Here is a 16,191-nt window from a genome sequence, read left to right on the forward strand (position 1 = left end):
ACGCAAAGGATGGTGATGATCGTTCGCGCGGAATCGGGACGGTCCCGTCACCCCGCGATATGCGCCCGGCATTGCATCAACGGCTGAATTCGCGTTCCGAACGCCTCCACCCCTTCCACGAAATCGTCGAAGGTTAGCAACACACCGCCGGTATTGGGCACCTCGGCCATCTCATCGAGCATCCGCGCGACGCTTTCGTAACTGCCGACCAGCGTCCCCATGTTGATGTTGACCGCGCCTTCGGGCGCGGCGAGTTGGCGGACGTTGGTGTCCTTGTTGACCGTGTCCTTGGCGCCTTGATCGGCGAGCCAGGCGATCGCCTCGACATCGACGCCGTCATTGTACGATTTCCACTTGGCCATCGCTTCTTCGTCGGTTTCGGCGGCGATGATCATGATCAGCACGAAAATCGACACGGCGCGCCCGGTCTTGGCGGTGGCGGCGGCGAGGCGAGTGTTGTTCGAGGCAAACGCCGTCGGGGTGTTGACGCCCTTGCCCAGGCAAAAGGCGTAATCCGCCCATTTTGCGGAGAAAGCGAGGCCCTCGTCGGACGACCCGGCGCAGATGGTCTTCATGTCGCCTTCCGGTTTGGGCCGGACGCGGCAATCCTCCATCTGATAGTATTCGCCCTTGAAGTCGCTCACCCCCTCGGCCCACAATTCGCGCAGGATATGCGCATATTCGTCGAGCATCTTGTAGCGATTGCGGAAATGCTCGTCGCCCGGCCACACGCCCATCTGGGTATATTCGGGTGGCTGCCAGCCGGTGATGAGGTTCAATCCGAACCGCCCGTGGCTGATCGAATCGATCGTGTTGCACATCCGCGCGGCGAAGGCGGGCGGGATGACGAGCGTCGGGCAGGTCGCGAAAATCTTGATCTTTTCGGTGACCGCAGCGAGCCCCGCCATCAGCGTGAAGCTCTCAAGGCCATATTCCCAGAACTCGGTTTTGCCGCCGAACCCGCGCAGCTTGATCATCGACAGCAGGAAATCGAGGCCGTGCTTTTCCGCCGACTGCGCGATCGTCTTGTTGAGATCGAACGACGGCATGTATTGCGGCGCATTCTCGCTGATCAACCAGCCGTTGTTGTTGATGGGCACGAAAACGCCGACTTGCATGGGGTTACTCCTCTACGGTTTCGCCCGCCAGCCAGGCGAGCACGAAGCTGTTGAAGGCGCCCGGATCGACCACGTTGACCGCATGCCCGCCATGCTCGGCACGGCAGAAACCGGCGATCGGCAGCCCGTTGGCAAGGGCCACACCTGCGTTCGGCGGGACGAGCATATCGTCGTCGGACACCACGACCAGCACTGGTCGATGGATCTCGCGCAACCGTTCCGAAACGTCGAACGCGGCGAGTGCGGCGATCCGTTTCTCCATCGTCGCTGCACCGGGAAAATGCGCGAGCTGTTCGGGCAGTTCGGCCTCTAGCAGGGCGTCGTTCGCCGAGATCCAGTTCGGCGGATAGAGAAACAGCGGCTGCGCGCGCAGATACGCCTCCGCCCCGCTGCCGCGCAGCAATGCGAGCCGCGCAGCGAAGCAGCGCAGGAAGTGCGGATCGGGCGACGCCCAGCCATTGACCACCACCAATTTGTCGATCCGGTCGGGAGCCAACAGCGCCAGTGCCAGTGCGGCGACACCGCCCGCGGCATGACCGACAATCGTCGCGCGCGGCAGGTCGAGCGCGTCGATCAGCGCGAGGATGTCGGCGGCGAAATCGTCGACAGTGACCACTTCGGGCAACGCGCGGTCGCTGCGCCCGGTGCCGCGATGATCGTAAGCGATGACGCGGTACTGCGTGGCGAGCGCGGTGATGTTGGGTTTCCAGTAGCTCGCTGATCCGCCGAGGCCCGAGGACAGGATCAGCGGCGGGGCGTCGTCGGGCCCGTGGGTTTCGTAATAGAGGCCTGCGGCTTGGGGCATTATCTCACCCCTGCCCTTCCCCGGCGAAGGCCGGGGCCCAGTCGCAGGACGGAAGGAAACTGCGCGTAGCACTTGAACAACGCAACGCTCGCAACTGGGCCACGGCCTTCGCCGGGGAAGCGGAACAGGGGGAAGCTGTTTTACCCAAGATGCGCAACGCTTGCGATCTCGACCAGGCATTCGGGCTTCACCAGATCGGCGCGGATGCAGTAGCGCGCTGGCTTCGCGCCCGGAAAGTATTGAGCATAGACCGCGTTGAAGGCGGCATAATCGGCGAGATCCTTCAGGAAGATATGGTTCATCGCCACATCTTCCAGCGTCGCGCCCGCCGCCTCCAGCGTGATCTTGATCACGTCGAGCACATGCCGCGTCTGCGCCGCCGCATCGCCGACATGCAGCACCGCGCCGCCCTCGCCCAGCGCCAGCACGCCCGAGACATAGACGGTGTTCCCGGCCTTCGCGCCGGCCGAATAGGGCGCGATCGGGGTGGGGAATTGCGGGGGGTTGATCGGTTCGAAGGGCATTATGCTACTCCTGTGGTGACTGCCCGAAACTTCCGCAGAAATCCGCGGTCGTGCTAATCCAGCCGAAGAATTTCTCGACATTATAGACGCTCGCCGCCTGCATTTCGGGTGGGCCGAGATGGTGCGTCGCATCCTCCAGCATCACCCCGAAATATTCGAGGTGGAAGCCGTCACGCAGCGTGCTTTCGACGCAGACGTTGGTCGCAATGCCGACGAACACGATGTTGCGGATGCCGCGCGACCGCAGCACGCTGTCCAGTTGCGAATTGAAGAACGCCGAATAGCGCGTCTTGTGCAGGCTGATGTCACCCGGCTGCGGGGTCAGCGCATCAACCAAGGCATAATCCCACCCGCCGCGCGCGAGCAATTGGCCGGAAAGTTCAGGCCGCTTGCGCATCGTCTTCAGCGCATTGGACTTGTGGAAATTGGGCGAACCGGGGCCGCCCGCTTCCTTGTAATCCGGGTCCCAGCCATTTTGCAGGAACACCACTTGCACCCCCGCGGCGCGGGCAGTTTCAAGAACCGTGGCGATCTTGCCGATCGTGCCCGCCGCCCCCGCAATATCGAACCCGGCGAGATCGACATAGCCGCCCTCGCTCGCATAGGCATTCTGCATGTCGATCACGACGACGGCGGTGGTCTCCGCCGCAAGCCGCAGCGCCTCGGGCCGCGCGGGCAGCGTGATCGCCGCTGCGCCTTCGCCGCCGGGGCACATTACGGTCTGGTCGTCGGACATCGGCGCTCCTGCAGTGCGAAGCGCGAGTGTGATCGGCGCAAGCGCGTTCGGCAAGTCCCGTCAGGTGCGCGATGCGCGCGCGACGGTTTGTTCCGGTGCTGGCAAGCTGATCGCGGTGCCGAAGATCAACAACATGACCCCGCCGAATAGCTGGCCGGTGTCGGCCGCGCCGATGAGGCCACCCACGAGCAGGACCAGCCCGGCCGTCCCCATCGCCATGCTTCCCGCGCGGAACATCCGATGGCGCTGCGGCGCGCGCGTCGCCCATGCACCACCGAAAATTCCAACCAGCCCAAGCAGCGCGAGAACCCCGGCTAGGACGGTGATAAAATGCGCAAGTGTCATCGTGATCAGCCCTTTCAAACGATATGCACCACTGACATTTAGTCATGTACACATGACACTCGATCTTGTCAATGCGCTTCAGCTTGCGCCGCAAACCGCGGCGCGCTAGGGCAAACGCCGTCGATGCACGGTTGCGCGACAAGGCGCGCGGGTGTAGTACAATGGTAGTACAGCAGCCTTCCAAGCTGAATACACGGGTTCGATTCCCGTCACCCGCTCCACCGCCGAACCCGGCCCGATGACCGATTTCACAACCGCGCGCGACCAGATCGTTGCGGTCGGGCGGTGGCTCGACGGCAAGGGCTGGGCGCCGGCGACTTCGGGCAATTATTCGGTTCGGCTGGACGATGGCAGCTTTGCCGTCACGGTATCGGGGCGGCACAAGGGGCGGCTGACGCCCGACGATGCGATGCGCGTCGATGCAGCGGGCGAATCGCTCGACGGCAAGCGCCCCTCGGCCGAGACGGCGCTGCATCTCGCTTTGTATCGCGCTTTCCCGGACGTCGGCGCGGTCCTGCACAGCCATTCCCCCGCCGCCGTCGGGCTGAGCCGCGCCGTGACCGGGGACGGTTATACGCTTACGGGCCACGAAATGCTGAAGGCGCTGCCCGGCATCGCGACGCACGATGCGTCGGTTATCCTGCCGATCGTAGAAAACAGCCAGGACATGGCGGTGATCGACGCAGGCATCACGCCGCGCCTGCTGGAACCGGGTGCGATCCCGGCCTATCTGATCCGCAGCCACGGCCTGTACGGCTGGGGCCGCGACATGGCGGAGGCCGAACGCGTGATCGAGGCGATCGAATGGATGATCGCCGCCGAGCTGGCTGAAAGGAGCTTCCGATGAGCCGCTTGCAAGTCTTTGCCGAAGATGACGGCACGAGCGCCTTGCTCGACACCAGCGACGCTACCGCGATTGCGGCGGCGCTCGGCCAGATCGGCGTGGCGTTCGAACGCTGGCCGCTCAAGCCGCTCGATGCCGACAGCGACATCCTTACGGTCTATGCTGACGAGGTCGCACGACTGACCGCGCAAGGCGGCTATCGCTCGATCGACGTGGCGCGGATCGCGCCCGACCATCCCGATCGTGACGCGCTGCGCGGGAAATTCCTGTCCGAACACACGCATGGCGAGGACGAAGTGCGCTTCTTCGTCGCGGGCGAGGGGCTGTTCACGCTCCACCATGACGCGCGCGTGTTCACCATGCTGTGCTGCGCGGGCGATCTGATCTCGGTGCCAGCCGGGATGCGGCATTGGTTCGACATGGGGGCGGCCCCCAGCTTCACTGCAATCCGGCTGTTCGTGAACCCCGACGGCTGGGTCGCGGCGTTCACCGGCAGCGACATTGCGACGCGCTTTCCCCGGCTGGAGCCCGCGTGACGGCGATCCTGACCGATATCGAGGGGACAACATCGAGCATCGCCTTCGTGGCGGAGGTGCTGTTTCCCTATGCCCGCGCGCGCGTCGCCGATTATGTCGCGGCGCACCGGGAAGAGACGGCGGCGATCCTGGCCGAGGTTACCGCGACCGAGCCGGGCGATCCGGTCGCGACGCTGATCCGCTGGATCGACGAGGACCGCAAGGCGACCCCTTTGAAAGCGTTGCAGGGGATGATCTGGGCGGATGGCTATGCGTCGGGCGCGTTTCGCGGGCATGTTTATCCCGATGCGGTTGCGGGCTTGCGGCGCTGGCACGCGGCGGGGGTGCGGCTTTACGTGTTCTCATCGGGGTCGGTGGCGGCACAGAAATTGCTGTTCGGGTATAGTGACGCGGGGGATCTGACGCCGCTCTTCTCGGGGTATTTCGACACGAATATGGGGGCGAAGCGCGAGGCGGGGTCTTATGCCAAGATCGCCGAGGCAATTGGCGACACGCCTGCCGACGTGCTGTTTCTGTCCGACACGCCCGAGGAGGTGGCGGCGGCACGGGAAGCGGGGATGGAAGCGCGGTTGATCGACCGAGTGGGTGGCGAGGGGGATGTGTCTAGTTTCAATGAAGTACACGCCACCCCGGCGAAGGCCGGGGCCCGGTAGCGAAAACGATTTTTTGGTGAGCACAACTCTCGGTTGATAAACCTGTGCGACTGGGCCCCGGCCTTCGCCGGGGAAGCGGGTAAAAAACAAGATATGATCCTCGAAGGCATCCATCAACGCTCCATCAAGCGCACCGCCGACGGCGCGGGCGCCTGCATCCTCGATCAGCGCGAACTGCCGTGGGCGGTCACATGGGTCGAACTCCGCAGCGCCCGCGATGCCGAAATCGCGATCCGCGAGATGTGGACGCGCGGCGCGCCGCTGATCGGGGCCACCGCCGCTTACGGCTTGGCGATGGCGCTGGCCGAGGATGGATCCGATAGCGCGCTTGCGGCGAGTTATGCGCTGTTACTCGAGGCGCGCCCGACGGCGGTGAACCTCAAGTGGGCGCTCGACAAGATCGTCGAGGCCGCTCGCCCCCTCCCCGTTTCGGACCGCGCCGCCGCCGCTTTCGCGCGCGCCGATGCGATTTGCGACGAGGATGTCGCGCTCAATCAGGCGATCGGACAGCACGGCCTCGCGATGTTGCGCACACTCCACGCGCAGCACCCCGAACGCCCGCTCAACATCCTGACGCATTGCAACGCCGGGTGGCTGGCGACGGTCGATTACGGCACCGCGACCGCGCCGATCTACTTGGCGCACGATGCCGGGCTTCCGGTGCATGTCTGGGTCGACGAAACGCGCCCGCGCAACCAGGGCGCGTTGCTCACGGCGTTCGAACTGGCCGGGCACGGCGTGCCGCATACCGTTATCACCGACAATGCCGGCGGGCATTTGATGATGAGAGGCCAAGTCGATGCGGTGATCGTCGGGACCGACCGGGTGGCCGCCAATGGTGATGTGTGCAACAAGATCGGTACTTATTTGAAAGCGCTGGCGGCGAAGGACAATGCTGTGCCGTTCTACGTTGCGCTGCCCTACACCACCTTCGACCCCGATACCGCGACCGGTGCCGACGTGCCGATCGAGGAACGACCCGGCGAGGAAGTAACGTGGGTTGCCGGGGAAGGCGGGCGGATTCGCGTGACCGCATCGGATGCCGCGAACCCCGCCTTCGACGTCACCCCGGCGCGGCTTGTGACGGGATATCTTACCGAACGCGGTCTGGTCGACCGGGTATGAGCGCGCAGGAACGGTCGCTTGCAGCGGTAAAACGTCGTTTTGCGCTGACGATGAGCGTGATCCTTGTTTTCGCCTTTGCCATTCGCATTGCCGTGCGAGCGGCAAGTGGAAGCGCGTTCTTCTGGAAAAACAGCTACCTCTTCTATTATACGTTGGCGCATTCCCTTGCGAACGGTGACGGCTATTCGGCCGCCAACGGTCATCCGACGGCGTTTCGGGTTCCATTTTATCCCATGTTCATCGCCGCTGCCACTCAAGGGCGGCACGATTTCTGGGCGCTCCTGATCGCGCAAGCACTCGTTTCCACCGGGACCGTGGCCTGCGCAGCAGCGTTGGCATGGCGGTTTTTTGGGCGCGGTGCTGCTTTGACCGCGGCCGCGCTGGCGGCGCTTTACCCTTATTATGTGTGGCATGACACTTCGTTACAGGAAACGGGGTTGCTGACGTTTCTGACTGCTTTCGCCACCGTATTGCTATTCGCGACGCAACAATCGCGGTCGCTGACACTGGCGGCATCGACCGGGTTCGTGCTCGGACTCGCAATCCTGACGCGATCGATCGTTTTGCCCTTTGCCGTTTTCGCGGCGGCATGGCTGATCGTGACGGAACAATCGAGGCACGCGCTCGGCACGCGGATCGCCACCGCGCTGATCTGCGGTGCCGCGATCGTTGCAACAGTGTCGCCTTGGCTGATCCGCAATCACGGTGTGACCGGGCACTGGACGCTCAGCACCGAATTCGGCGCGGCCGTCTATTTCGGTAACAACCCGCATACCTTCGATTTCTATCCGCGACAAACCATCGACCTCAGCGCCGCCGCAGCACGCGCGGCGCTGACAGCAGACGATCGTTCGACGATAGGTGCGTTTCGCAATGATGAAGTAGCGCGGGGCGCTTGGTTCCAGCGACGTGGCATGGACTATATTATGGCCAACCCAGGCCGCTTCCTCATCGGCGCGATCCGCAAGAACCTCGCAGCTTTCGGCGTGCTACCCAGCCCGCGGCATGATTGGAAAACGGATCTGATCCAAGGCGGAGCTTATGGGATCATCCTTGCCCTTGCCCTGGTCGGCCTATGGCAGACGCGCTCGCGGTGGCGCGAGTTCGTGCCAGTCTATGCCAATTTCATTCTGTTTGCTGGCATTACCAGCGTACTTTGGGCGCATTCGAGCCACCGCGCTTTCCTCGATGTCTATCTGATCGTGTTCGCCGCAAGCGCACTGGTCGCCATCGTACCCAAGATCAGGGCCGCTTTTCCATCCGCGCGAGCGCCGCATCCAGCGTAGCGTCCTGCTTGGCAAAGCACAGCCGCACGACAGTGGTGACCGGATCCTCGGCATAGAAGGCCGAAACCGGGATCGTCGCCACCCCGGCCTCCTCGATCAGCCACGCGGCAAAGGCAACGTCACCCATCGCGATGCCCGATGCGGTCAGGTCGATGTTGAGGAAATAGGTCGCGCTGCTCGGCAACACGGCATAACCGAGCGCGCCGAGGCCCGCCGCCAGCCGGTCGCGCGAGCCTTGGTAGCCCGCGCGCATATCCGCGAAATAGGCCGCGTCCTTCCCCAGCCCGAACGCGGCTGCCGCTTGCAGATTGGGCGGGGTGGTGAAGGTAAGGAATTGATGCGCCTTGGCCAGCACACTCGCAATCGCGGGCGCGGCGCACATCCAACCGACTTTCCAGCCGGTGAGCGAGAAGATCTTGCCCGCCGACCCGATCTTGACGGTGCGATCCCGCATCCCCGGCAGCGTCATCAGCGAACGATGCGCAAGGCCGTCGAACACGACATGCTCCCACACTTCGTCGCAAATCGCGATGGCATTATGGCTGATGCAGAAATCGGCGAGTAGCGCGAGTTCCGCGGGCGTGGCCAGCGTGCCGCACGGATTGAGCGGCGAATTGAGGATGACGAGCCGGGTGCGGTCGCTCGCCGCCGCCGCGAGCGCGCTCGCCGTGATGCGCCATTCGGGCGGCTCAAGCCGGACGAGCTTCGCCACGCCGCCCGCGCGCTGTACCAACGGCAGATAGGCGTCGTAGAGCGGCTGAAACATCACCACTTCGTCGCCGGGCGAGACCAACGCAAAGATCGCCGCCGCCAACGCCTCGGTCGCGCCCGAGGTGACGATCACTTCGTCGGGCGAGAGATCGAGCCCCTGATGCACGCGGTAATGATCGGCCACCGCTTGGCGCAGTGTGGGGGTACCCGCCATCGGCGGATATTGGTTCGAGCCTTCGAGCAGCGCGCGCGCGCCTTCCGCGAGCACATCCTCCGGCCCGCGCCCGTCGGGGAAGCCCTGGCCGAGATTGATCGCGCCGGTTGCGCGCGCGCGCGCCGACATCGTCTCGAAGATCGTGGTGCCAAGCGCGGTGTAAACTGGATTCATCGTGGGCGCCCGGGAAAGCCTGATCTCCCCCGACGCTTTATCACACGAAAGCCAATGCGTAAGACCTACAGGCGCTCAATTACCCCGCATCGCGCGGCTGAGTTCGGCATTGGTCGGTTCGTGCGCCGACTCCTCGACGAGCGTCACCGTCATCCTCTCTGCAACCTTCGCCGCGCCGGGCGCCGGTCCATCGAGGAAGCGGTAAAGCAGCCCGCGCGAATCCGCCGTCATGTCGCGCACCACCGGCATGAAGCGGAACGCTTCGAAATTCGCTGGGTCGGTCAGCGTTTTGAGCAACGGGCCATAAGCATGGACTTGCGCCGGATCGTCGAGCCGCAGCCAATTGTCCATGCACGGCGCCATCGCATACCAATTGATCAGCACGGCATTGTAGACGTTGGCCCATGTCGCGGGGACCTGTTCCAGCCCGTTATCGGGCAATGTCCGCGCATACATATAGGTGGTAACTTGCGGATCGATCCCGCTCACCGGCACCACCGCATCCGCGCCGGGCACGAAGACGAAGCCGTTGACTTGCCCCTGGCTGCCGATCACGTCGAACGCGACTTGGCCGTTCGCATCGGTCGACGCGACCGAAGTGACCGTCACGCTCGACGCGGACGCTGCAATCGTCACCGGTACCCCTGCCCCGACCGGCACCCCGCGCGCATAGACTTGCGCGACGGCGGTCTTGGTGTCGCCCTGATCGAGATAGAGGTTGGGGGTGAGCGGAATCGCACGCAGCGCGCTCTCGGTCGCAAGCACCGTTCCGTTGCTTTGGCGCAGGCACAGATCGGCATCGGCGGCGATTGCCGCGGCGCTTGGATCGAGCTTGAGCGTCACCAGACCCGACGCCCGATCATAGGCAGCCTTGTCATAATCGGCATAGGCGAGGCTGCCGAGCACCGCGAGATCGGTGCCGCTGGCATCGCGTGCGACAACATCGATCTGCCCCAAATTCTGTTTGGTCAGCGCCTGATCGACTTCGCTGACGCTGTTGCCCAGGTCGAGCGTCAGCGTGTCGCCGTCGATCCGCGCGAAGGCGGTGCCGAACGCGGTCGCCCCCTCGCTCGACAGCAAGGCGCGGTCGCCCGGCTCGCGGATCGGCTCGCCCGTGCGCCACAGCCCGACCACGCCGACAATCTCGCTGCGCGCCGGATTAGGCTGAAAACCACCGCCGAGCAACTTGGCCTGCAATTCGGCGGCGCGCGCCGCCTGACGGCGTTTCTGTTTGGCCGGATCGCTGGCATCACCGAGCGCGGGATCATCATAATAGACCGTGAAATAGGAATTCCACCGCACCGTCAGCCCGAGCACGCCGGGATCCTCAAGCGCGGTGTTGAGCGCCTGCAGCGCGGGCGAATCGAAGGCGTCGATTTGGAGCCCGTCGGCCTTGGCGAACGCCGTTTGCCAAATGACCGAGGCGACGCCTGCGATCATGCGATTGGCACCGTTACGGCGGAAGTTGATGTAGCGCGCGGTGAAGCGCGTGGTGCGCGGCGCATAGATCCGACAACCCCCGGCGATCCCCAGACTGAGCGCATCAAAAAATAGCTGCGAACTGAACGCACCGTACGGCTCGCAATCGACCAGCATCCCCTGGAAGCCGACCGGCGCGCTGACAAACGGATCGTCGGTGACGACCCCGCCGCCGGTATCGACGCCGCTGATCTGCGTATCGAAAAAGGTCGATCGGTGCGTGCCCCCCGGGTTCCAATTGCCATTCTCGACCGCGGTGATCGCCTCGTCGCGAAAGGCTTGCGCGGTTTCGGCCGGGATTTGCCCCCAAGAGGCCGCCGCTTCGTCATACATCGTGCTGTAATTGTTGGTGGTGATCGGGTCCCACGCCACTTTGCCGCGGAACAGGATATGCGGGGTTTCGAGGACACTCACAGCAATGCTCCCTCGGTGGTGGGATTGTAGAGGAAGCTCGGCCCCGACACTTTGGTCGGATCGGCGAGCGGGGTGCGGAACGCGACGAGCATCGCCATCCGCAAATCGAACATCGCCTGCGCGGCGTTGCCCATCCGCGCGGGTTCGCCCGAGACAGCCCGCTGCAGCTCATCGACCATCAGCGCATAAGCGTCATCGCAGGCGGCTTGTGCGGCTTGCGCGGCGGGCGGATCGTTCGAAAAGTCATGCTCGCCGGGATCGGAGATCGCCGGAAACACCGCATCCCAATCGACGCCGAGCGGCTCGGGGCCCCACGTATAGCCCTTCTCGGTCCCCGGCGCCTTGGTCAGTACGCGATCGTAGAACACCTCACCGAAGCGATAGAAATGCGCGATGTCGTTCTGGAAATCGAGCGGATCATCGGGTGCACCCTCGCCTTCGGAAATGATCTGCGTAATCGCGAGATGGGCATCGGCGTAATTGTTGACCGCGAAAATCTGGCCCGCAAAGAACTGATTGTCGGTGATCTGGTTGCGATCGACATGCCACGCCTCGGGCGGCAAGGTGGCGAGATAGGCATCGAGCATCGTATAGAATTGCCCGATCGTCATCGCCTGTGGTCCGGCGGCGAGCGATGCCTTCAGGATCGGGAAATCGGGCACCTTCTCCGGCTCCTCAATGTTCATCGCCTGTTTCATCGCATCGCGCGACAAGGGCAGCAGATGGATATCGAGCGGTGTGCCGTGCGGGCCGATATCGCCCGGCAACGGCCCGGGATAGGTCGGCGGGGTGAGCGTGGGTGACCCACCCAGCGCATTCAGGATGTTGCAGGCGAGGCACATGTGCACCATTTCCTGCAGCATCACCGAGCGGATTCGCGCGCCTGCTGCGGGGTTCTTACCCGGCGGGATCGAGAAGAGCGCGTAGAGATAGGGCGGCAGCGTGCCGAACTCGACGCCGATCGCGGTCTGGAGCAGATCGAAGGCGTCCTCCAGCGTGTCGAGCGGCCTGGCCTGCAGTCGGATCATAGCGCGTTCCCCCGATGTCTTTCCTAAGGGATTGCATTGTTTGCCGAGTCGCGGAAGCACAAACATCGTCGGATCGGAGTATTTTTACAGTAATGCTCACGACATCTTACCGTAAAAAACTCCAGACCCGTGGTCCACGGGCATCAAGGCGACAGACCTTGCTCAGGCTGTGGCGTACCGCATAGGTTGCGATCCGCGAGTCGTAATTGGCAGCATCAGGATCGGCGAAGTCCCAGTCGGGTGGATTGAAGGTAGAAAACCCATTGATGGTCGGCAGTTGCCAATGCTCGGCCAGCAACATCGCGTCGACGTTATGCGGGTATAGCGCGGTGCGTTCGGCATCGACGTACAGCGGCGCATCGCGACGCGCGCTTACCACGTAGAAGCTACGGCACTCCTTCGGGGGTGACGAAAGCGACCACAATGCCGCACCGTCTTGACTCCGGCTAACTTGCACCGGCACGTCGCTGCCGAACTGTTCGGCGATCAGCAGCGCGACCATGCCCGCCAGCAAAATCGGTCGCCGCCCGGCCCAATCGCGCGCGCGCGTCCGCCAGGCACCGATACCGAGCAGCAGCACCGGCAAGATCAGGAACAGCTGGAAGCGCAACACGACGCGCATCCCCTTCGCCCCCGGCACAAGGTCGTAGACCAGCGCCCAGGCGGAGACACCGCCGACCCGGATCGTGAGCAACCAGCACAACAGGATTGCCGCCGCAAACGCCCGAAACACGGCGTCGACCGCGCCCCCGTTGACCGTGCGCCGCCGTATGACGGCTTGCCATAAAGCGACGGTTGCGAGGATGAACAGCAGCAGCGGGATGCCGGTGCCATGTTCACCCTCAGGCATCGCATTGCCCAATAACCGCACCAGCCAGCCCCACATATAATTGGCAGTGCCGACGTTCACCGGATCGAGCGGCAGGACGAGATAGGGGAGCACTGCTTGATAGGATTGCCCGCCAGTCTCGCGCGCCTTGGGCAAATACACGTTCAGGAACGGGATCGCTGCGATCGCAAAGACGATGCCGCCCACCTCCAGCACCAGATTGTGCCGCACGGCCAACCGCAGCAGGGCGATCGGACGCCATTGCCCGCTCATCACCACCCAGCACAAAGCGAAGACTGCGCCGAAGAAGATCGTGAACCACGCCATATAGAAAGCGGTGAACAGCCATGCGGCCAGCAGGAGCGCGAGCCCGGCGGCCGCGCAGCACGCCGCGCCGCGTCGCCTTGCTTGCTCGGCATGGCGCACCGCTACGGCAAGGATCATCGCCACCGGCAACAACGCGATGCTCTGCAATTGCGCGTGCCCGGCCTGGACCATCAGGCCATTCGCATTGGTGAAGAGGAAGGCGACCAGCAAGCCAGCGCCCCGCCCCCAGCGCAGCGATCGCGCGACCAAAGCATAGGCCGCGAAGAAGCCGATCGTCTTGAAGGTCGCAATGTTGAGCGTATCGGCAAGGAACGGGTCAGCGACCAGCCGCCAGAACGCATAGACCATCCCGTACAGGAAATAGCCGTCATTATAGCCGAGCGTTGCCGGATAGGGATGAAAATAGTTGGTGACGTTCCACGTCGACGCGCCCGCCAGCACATTGCGCCAATGTTCGAGAATGCTGATCTCGATGATGCCGTCGGCGCGATCGCTGAAGCCTTGGTCGAAGCCGCTGGCGATGACCTTGCGGAAAAACAACAGCATCGCGACGCCATAGGTCAGCACCACGGCTGCCGGGTCGGGCCACGCCGGTGTCGAATCTGCGTGCTGCCCACTCATCGCCGCGACCCTAGGGACGCGCGCGCGATCACGCAAAACCCCGATCCGATATGCCACAGCCGTTGCGCCGAGCCCAGGCCTGCGGCAACACCGCGCAACGATGGCCGAAATACGATCCCCTCTCCCGCCGCGCCGCGTGTTCGTCCTTGGGGCGACCGGGACGATCGGACAGGCGACGGTGCGCGCGCTGGTCGAACGCGGGCATAGCGTCGTGTGTTTGGTGCGCGCGAAGACGGGGACGGGCGGCAAGATGTCCGCGACCGAGATTGCAGCGATACTGCCCGGCGCGGAGTTGCGCTTCGGCGATGTGACCGATCCGGCATCGCTGGCACGCGACGGGTTTCGCGGCGAGCGGTTCGACGTTTTGCTCTCCTGTCTCGCCTCGCGCACAGGCGCACCCAGGGACGCCTGGGCGATCGACCACCGTGCGCATGTCAGTGCGCTTACCGCCACGCAGGCGGCGGGGGTAACGCACATGGTGCTGCTCTCGGCGATGTGCGTGCAAAAGCCGCTGCTGGCGTTTCAGCACGCCAAATTGGCGTTCGAGGCCGCGCTGATCGAATCGGGCGTGACCTATTCAATCGTCCGCGCAACGGCGTTTTTCAAATCGCTTTCGGGCCAGATCGAGCGCGTTCGCCGCGGCAAGCCGTTCCTGCTGTTCGGCGATGGTCGGCTGACCGCGTGCAAGCCGATCAGCGACGATGATCTCGGGCGCTATCTGGCCGAGTGTATCGATCTGCCCGAGCGCCATAACAGCATTCTACCGATCGGCGGGCCCGGCGCTGCCATTACGCCGCGCGAACAGGGCGAGCGGTTGTTCGCATTGTTGGGGCGCAAACCGCGCTTCACATCGGTGCCGATCAAGCTGCTCGACACGATCATCGCGGTGCTCGGCACGCTCGGTCGCGTGGTCCCGGCGCTGGCCGACAAGGCCGAGCTGGCGCGGATCGGGCGCTATTATGCGACCGAATCGATGCTGGTGCTCGACCCTGCGACCGGGCGCTACGATGCGACGGCAACGCCTTCGACAGGCACCGAAACGCTGTTCGATTTCTATGCGAAAGCCGTTAAAGGCGAGGCATCGATCGATCGCGGCGACCATGCCGTTTTTTGATCCGGCGCGCAGCGGCAGATAAGGAACGCATGACCGAAACACCCACACGCTATGACGTCCTGATCGTCGGTGCCGGACACGGCGGCGCGCAAGCCGCAATCGCGCTGCGCCAGCGCAAATTTGTCGGGAGCATCGCGCTGCTCGGCGACGAGCCAGAGCTGCCCTACGAACGCCCGCCTTTGTCGAAGGAGTATCTGGCGGGGGACAAGCCGTTCGAACGGATCCTGATCCGCCCCGCCGCTTTCTGGGCCGAGCGCGACGTGACGCTGCTGCCGGGGCGAACGGTGGTGTCGGTCGATGCCGCCGCGCATAGTGTAACAACGGCGGACGGCGCGACGATCGGCTACAAGACGCTGATCTGGGCGACCGGCGGGAGCCCGCGGCGGCTGACCTGTGCGGGGCACGATCTGCGCGGCGTGCACGGCGTGCGCACGCGCGCCGATGTCGACCGGATGATGGCCGAACTGCCCGGCGTGACGCGCGCGATCGTCGTAGGCGGCGGCTATATCGGGCTCGAGGCGGCCGCCGTGCTGACCAAGCTCGGCAAGCACGTCACCGTGCTCGAGGCAGCATCCCGCGTGCTGGCACGCGTGGCGGGCGAACCGCTGTCGCATTTCTACGAGGTCGAACACCGCGCGCACGGGGTCGATTTGCGCACCGACATGCAGGTCGATTCGATCGTCGGACAGGACGGCGCGGCGAGCGGCGTGCGGCTGGCCGACGGCACGCTGCTCCACGGCGAACTCGTGATCGTCGGGATCGGGATCATCCCGGCGGTCGCACCGTTGCTGGCCGCAGGTGCGGCGGGCGGCAATGGCGTCGATACGGATGCGCTGTGCCGCACCAGCCTGCCCGACATCTTCGCGATCGGCGATTGCGCGGCGCACGCCAATGGCTTTGCCGATGGCGCCAAGATCAGGCTCGAATCGGTGCAGAATGCCAATGACCAGGCGACGACGGTGGCGAAACTGCTGACTGGGGAAGATCAACCCTATGACGCAGTCCCGTGGTTCTGGTCGAACCAATATGATTTGAAGTTGCAGACGGTTGGCCTGTCGACCGGATACGACGCGCTGGTTGTGCGCGGGGAGATGGCGGCGCGCAGTTTCTCGGTGATCTACCTGAAGCACGGCCGCGTGATCGCGCTCGACTGCGTCAACGCGACGCGCGATTATGTGCAGGGGCGGGCGCTAGTGGTGGCACGCGCGGTGGTCGATCCGGCGTTGCTCGCCGATGCGGGCGTGCCGTTGAAGGAGATGATGGCGGCTGGGTGAGCCTTTCCGCTCGCACTTCGCCGGAGAAGGTCTA

The 16,191-nt window shown here is 64.2% G+C and carries 16 protein-coding genes and 1 tRNA gene; 8 read left to right on the top strand and 9 right to left on the bottom strand.

What is annotated here, in order from left to right; all coding sequences use genetic code 11:
* Window positions 1–47: 47 nt before the first annotated feature.
* From rutA to IEV62_RS08585, 5 genes are all read right to left on the bottom strand, one after another.
* On the bottom strand, window positions 48–1,118 hold the full coding sequence (gene rutA, locus IEV62_RS08565; RefSeq protein WP_188446507.1) for a pyrimidine utilization protein A: 1,071 nt from the start codon (window positions 1,116–1,118) through the stop codon (window positions 48–50).
* A gap of 4 nt (window positions 1,119–1,122) precedes the next feature.
* Window positions 1,123–1,923, bottom strand: coding sequence for a pyrimidine utilization protein D (rutD, locus tag IEV62_RS08570; RefSeq protein WP_188446509.1), 801 nt, complete (start codon window positions 1,921–1,923; stop codon window positions 1,123–1,125).
* 140 nt (window positions 1,924–2,063) lie between these two features.
* Window positions 2,064–2,447 (bottom strand): pyrimidine utilization protein C, encoded by a 384-nt coding sequence (rutC, locus tag IEV62_RS08575; protein ID WP_188446511.1) that lies wholly within the window; start codon window positions 2,445–2,447, stop codon window positions 2,064–2,066.
* A 4-nt stretch (window positions 2,448–2,451) separates the two neighbouring features.
* The gene (gene rutB / locus IEV62_RS08580) at window positions 2,452–3,183 is read right to left on the bottom strand and encodes a pyrimidine utilization protein B (protein ID WP_229732957.1); all 732 of its coding nucleotides are present in this window, start codon (window positions 3,181–3,183) and stop codon (window positions 2,452–2,454) included.
* 60 nt (window positions 3,184–3,243) lie between these two features.
* On the bottom strand, window positions 3,244–3,528 hold the full coding sequence (locus tag IEV62_RS08585) for a hypothetical protein (RefSeq protein WP_188446513.1): 285 nt from the start codon (window positions 3,526–3,528) through the stop codon (window positions 3,244–3,246).
* 147 nt (window positions 3,529–3,675) lie between these two features.
* Here IEV62_RS08585 and IEV62_RS08590 point away from each other — a divergent pair.
* The 6 genes from IEV62_RS08590 (at window position 3,676) to IEV62_RS08615 (ending at window position 7,972) form a co-directional block, all read left to right on the top strand.
* A tRNA-Gly gene (locus tag IEV62_RS08590) sits at window positions 3,676–3,749 on the top strand.
* A 17-nt stretch (window positions 3,750–3,766) separates the two neighbouring features.
* The gene (locus tag IEV62_RS08595) at window positions 3,767–4,375 is read left to right on the top strand and encodes a methylthioribulose 1-phosphate dehydratase (RefSeq protein ID WP_188446515.1); all 609 of its coding nucleotides are present in this window, start codon (window positions 3,767–3,769) and stop codon (window positions 4,373–4,375) included.
* Entirely contained in the window at window positions 4,372–4,908 is a 537-nt protein-coding gene (locus IEV62_RS08600) for a 1,2-dihydroxy-3-keto-5-methylthiopentene dioxygenase (RefSeq protein WP_188446517.1), read from the top strand. The genes IEV62_RS08595 and IEV62_RS08600 overlap by 4 nt, the downstream gene beginning before the upstream one ends.
* Window positions 4,905–5,561, top strand: coding sequence for an acireductone synthase (gene mtnC / locus IEV62_RS08605; RefSeq protein WP_188446519.1), 657 nt, complete (start codon window positions 4,905–4,907; stop codon window positions 5,559–5,561). Before IEV62_RS08600 ends, mtnC begins: the two co-directional genes overlap by 4 nt.
* Before the next feature lie 93 nt (window positions 5,562–5,654).
* Window positions 5,655–6,686 (top strand): S-methyl-5-thioribose-1-phosphate isomerase, encoded by a 1,032-nt coding sequence (gene mtnA / locus IEV62_RS08610; RefSeq protein ID WP_188446521.1) that lies wholly within the window; start codon window positions 5,655–5,657, stop codon window positions 6,684–6,686.
* Window positions 6,687–6,736: 50 nt separating this feature from the next.
* The gene (locus IEV62_RS08615; protein WP_188446523.1) at window positions 6,737–7,972 is read left to right on the top strand and encodes an ArnT family glycosyltransferase; all 1,236 of its coding nucleotides are present in this window, start codon (window positions 6,737–6,739) and stop codon (window positions 7,970–7,972) included.
* Here the strand turns inward: IEV62_RS08615 and IEV62_RS08620 are convergent.
* The 4 genes from IEV62_RS08620 to IEV62_RS08635 all read right to left on the bottom strand — a co-directional run bounded on the left by IEV62_RS08620 (window position 7,929) and on the right by IEV62_RS08635 (window position 13,769).
* Entirely contained in the window at window positions 7,929–9,071 is a 1,143-nt protein-coding gene (locus IEV62_RS08620) for an aminotransferase (protein ID WP_188446525.1), read from the bottom strand. The two genes, IEV62_RS08615 and IEV62_RS08620, sit on opposite strands and share 44 nt — an antisense overlap.
* 75 nt (window positions 9,072–9,146) lie before the next feature.
* Window positions 9,147–10,964, bottom strand: a complete 1,818-nt coding sequence (locus tag IEV62_RS08625) for a hypothetical protein (protein ID WP_188446527.1) — start codon at window positions 10,962–10,964, stop codon at window positions 9,147–9,149.
* Window positions 10,961–11,992, bottom strand: coding sequence for a ferritin-like domain-containing protein (locus IEV62_RS08630; RefSeq protein WP_188446529.1), 1,032 nt, complete (start codon window positions 11,990–11,992; stop codon window positions 10,961–10,963). Before IEV62_RS08630 ends, IEV62_RS08625 begins: the two co-directional genes overlap by 4 nt.
* A 106-nt stretch (window positions 11,993–12,098) precedes the next feature.
* A complete protein-coding gene (locus tag IEV62_RS08635; protein ID WP_229732959.1) occupies window positions 12,099–13,769 on the bottom strand; it encodes a hypothetical protein in 1,671 nt (556 codons plus the stop codon).
* 100 nt (window positions 13,770–13,869) lie between these two features.
* Here IEV62_RS08635 and IEV62_RS08640 point away from each other — a divergent pair, with 100 nt between their 5' ends.
* Both IEV62_RS08640 and IEV62_RS08645 read left to right on the top strand, forming a co-directional pair.
* Window positions 13,870–14,883: an NAD(P)H-binding protein gene (locus tag IEV62_RS08640; RefSeq protein ID WP_188446531.1), complete on the top strand. Its 1,014-nt coding sequence runs from the start codon at window positions 13,870–13,872 to the stop codon at window positions 14,881–14,883.
* A 29-nt stretch (window positions 14,884–14,912) separates the two neighbouring features.
* Window positions 14,913–16,157, top strand: a complete 1,245-nt coding sequence (locus tag IEV62_RS08645; protein ID WP_188446533.1) for an NAD(P)/FAD-dependent oxidoreductase — start codon at window positions 14,913–14,915, stop codon at window positions 16,155–16,157.
* Window positions 16,158–16,191 lie beyond the last annotated feature (34 nt).

Origin of the sequence: Sphingomonas psychrolutea, assembly GCF_014636175.1 — a bacterium.
Taxonomy (GTDB): Bacteria; Pseudomonadota; Alphaproteobacteria; order Sphingomonadales; family Sphingomonadaceae; genus Sphingomonas; species Sphingomonas psychrolutea.